The organism is Phyllobacterium sp. P5_D12 (assembly GCF_054049495.1).
Window position 1 is genome coordinate 1 of the sequence record NZ_JBFUMG010000629.1, and the last position, 2,429, is coordinate 2,429.

The following is a 2,429-nucleotide window of genomic DNA, read 5'->3' on the forward strand; positions in this document are numbered from 1 at the left end:
GCTCTGCGGATGAGCGGCAGCGATGTGGCATCGCGCGCAGGGTCGTAAGGTTCGTGTGCTTCACTGGGTGCGACGCCGTAGAGAGCCGGATGAACATTCGACTTCGATCCCGTGATGAGAACGCCATCGACGCCGTCAAGAATGGCATCAATATCAAGGCTCTCGCCAAATGACGGCACGATCAACGGAATAACGCCAGCCGCTTCGTATGCCGCCATAAGATATTGATCCGGGGCTGCGTGCCACGTGTAATTTTCGAACGTACGCACATCTGACGTTATGGCGACGAGAGGTTGCCGCATCATGTTAACTCCATAAAAGACCTCGCCTGAATGTAGTGTAAGTTGCCCCCATTTCCAATGGCGACGCGAGCGGTGAAAAATATTGCGGGATGACACATTCGACGCTTGGGTTCAGTCATTTCAATGTGTCGTTCTGCATGGAGGTTCATCTGCTGGACTTGAATTGATGAGTGTGTATGGTGATCACGAGATCGGGAGGACCAGACAGGATCGTCTGGTGATCTGGGCCGATAGAATTGAAGATCATAGTCTGGAGGAGAATGTATGGATCGTCGTTCGTTCATCACGAAGGCAGGATTTGCCGGGGTAGGAGCTGCAGCAGCCACCACGCTTGCGGCGCCTGCGATTGCACAGTCAACGCCGAAGGTCACCTGGCGTTGCGCGTCGTCATTTCCCAAATCATTGGATACGATTTACGGCGGCGCCGAAGTCTTGTCGAAGTACTTGAGGGAAGCGACAGACGGTAACTTCACGATCCAGCCATTCGCCGCTGGCGAAATCGTTCCTGGTCTTCAAGCTGCTGACGCGGCAGCGGCCGGTACGGTCGAACTTTGCCACACCGTCGCGTATTATTACTGGGGCAAGGATCCCACTTGGGCCCTGGGTGCTGCGGTGCCCTTTGCGCTCAATGCGCGCGGCATGAACGCCTGGCAATATCATGGCGGCGGCATCGATCTCATGAATGAATTCTTCAACAAACAGGGCCTGCAAGCCTATCCGGGCGGGAACACCGGCGTACAGATGGGTGGCTGGTTCCGCAAGGAGATCAAGACCGTCGAAGATCTCAAGGGTCTCAAAATGCGTGTTGGCGGCTTTGCCGGCAAAGTTTTGGAGACCCTTGGCGTTGTTCCACAGCAGATTGCAGGCGGTGATATCTATCCGGCTCTTGAGAAAGGCACGATCGATGCCGCTGAATGGGTTGGGCCCTATGATGATGAGAAGCTCGGCTTTCAGAAGGTCGCGCCCTATTACTATTACCCCGGTTGGTGGGAAGGCGGCCCGACCGTCAGTTTCATGGTCAACAAGCAAAAGTGGGATTCCCTTCCTCCAGCTTATCAATCGCTGTTCCGTACGGCAGCTCAGGCCACCGATGCCAACATGCTGCAGAAGTACGACTACGTAAATCCTGCAGCGATCAAGCGTCTCGTGGCTGGTGGCGCGCAATTGCGGCCCTTCAGCCCGGAAATCCTGACCGCCTGCTTCGAAGCAGCCAACGGGGTCTATGCACAACTCGAAGACAGCAACGCAGCGTTCAAGAAAATCTGGAGTTCGATCAAGGCGTTTCGTAACGAACATTTCCTGTACGCACAGGTTGCGGAATACACTTTTGATACGTTCATGATGGTGCAGCAACGTAACGGAAAGCTGTGATTCATTGTCGCCAAAGAAAAAAACGAGAACCCCGGCGCGCCTGAGGCCAGGGTTCTTTATTCCGCCTGTTGTCAGCTCTCAAGGAGCAGTCTAACAGTGACGCAACAATTAGGCACGATGTTTCACTGGTATTTTCAATGACGGATAATCCTTCCATTTCAGTAGCGGGCAAGAATATTGCGGTTACCGGGGGCTCTTCTGGCCTGGGTCTGAGAATGGTGCAGGTACTTGCTGCTCATGGTGCGAACGTCGTTTCGATTTCGCGAACGCCCGCTCCCGACAATGCGCATCGATCCAACATTCTCAACATCATCGCCGATGTCACGGTCGCAGCTGATATCGCGCGCGCTTTTGACGAGGCGGAGCAAAACCTTGGAACCGTGACGGTGGTGTTCAACAATGCTGGTGTGGCTACGATCGAACGCGCTCTCACCACGACCCGCGAACAACTGCGGCACATCTTCGAAGTAAATGTCGAGGGTGCATTTTTTATCGCTCAGGAGGCTGCCAAACGAATGATAGCCAAGGGTGTTGGCGGCTCCATTATCAATCTCTCGAGCATTCTGGCGGACGCACCGCTCAAAGGTTCAGCCGCATACGCCATGTCGAAGGCGGCAGTAGCCCAGATGACCAAGTCGCTGGCGCTCGAATGGGCGCCGCACGGCATCCGGGTCAACGCTATTGCACCTGGCTGGTTTCCGACCCGTCTCAATGAGACAATTATGGATGGGCCGGCCAAAGGCTTTCTCAAGGGCA

The 2,429-nt window shown here is 54.8% G+C and carries 3 protein-coding genes; 2 read left to right on the top strand and 1 reads right to left on the bottom strand.

Annotation, left to right across the window (positions count from 1 at the left end):
* Positions 1-302: gamma-glutamyl-gamma-aminobutyrate hydrolase family protein (locus ACXJ5O_RS24460; protein ID WP_457302173.1), on the bottom strand; the 302-nt coding region annotated here is incomplete at its 3' end.
* Between the two features lie 264 nt (positions 303-566).
* Here ACXJ5O_RS24460 and ACXJ5O_RS24465 point away from each other — a divergent pair.
* Together ACXJ5O_RS24465 and ACXJ5O_RS24470 are read left to right on the top strand one after the other, a co-directional pair.
* Complete coding sequence (locus tag ACXJ5O_RS24465; protein ID WP_210005916.1) at positions 567-1,673, top strand: TRAP transporter substrate-binding protein; 1,107 nt, start codon at positions 567-569, stop codon at positions 1,671-1,673.
* A gap of 137 nt (positions 1,674-1,810) precedes the next feature.
* A partial coding sequence (locus ACXJ5O_RS24470; RefSeq protein WP_457302174.1) for an SDR family NAD(P)-dependent oxidoreductase occupies positions 1,811-2,429 on the top strand: 619 nt, incomplete at its 3' end.

Excerpts from the sequence above, each read along its gene's own strand:
- ACXJ5O_RS24465 (WP_210005916.1), top strand. The coding sequence starts at position 567 with ATGGATCGTCGTTCGTTCATCACGAAGGCAGGATTTGCCGGGGTAGGA.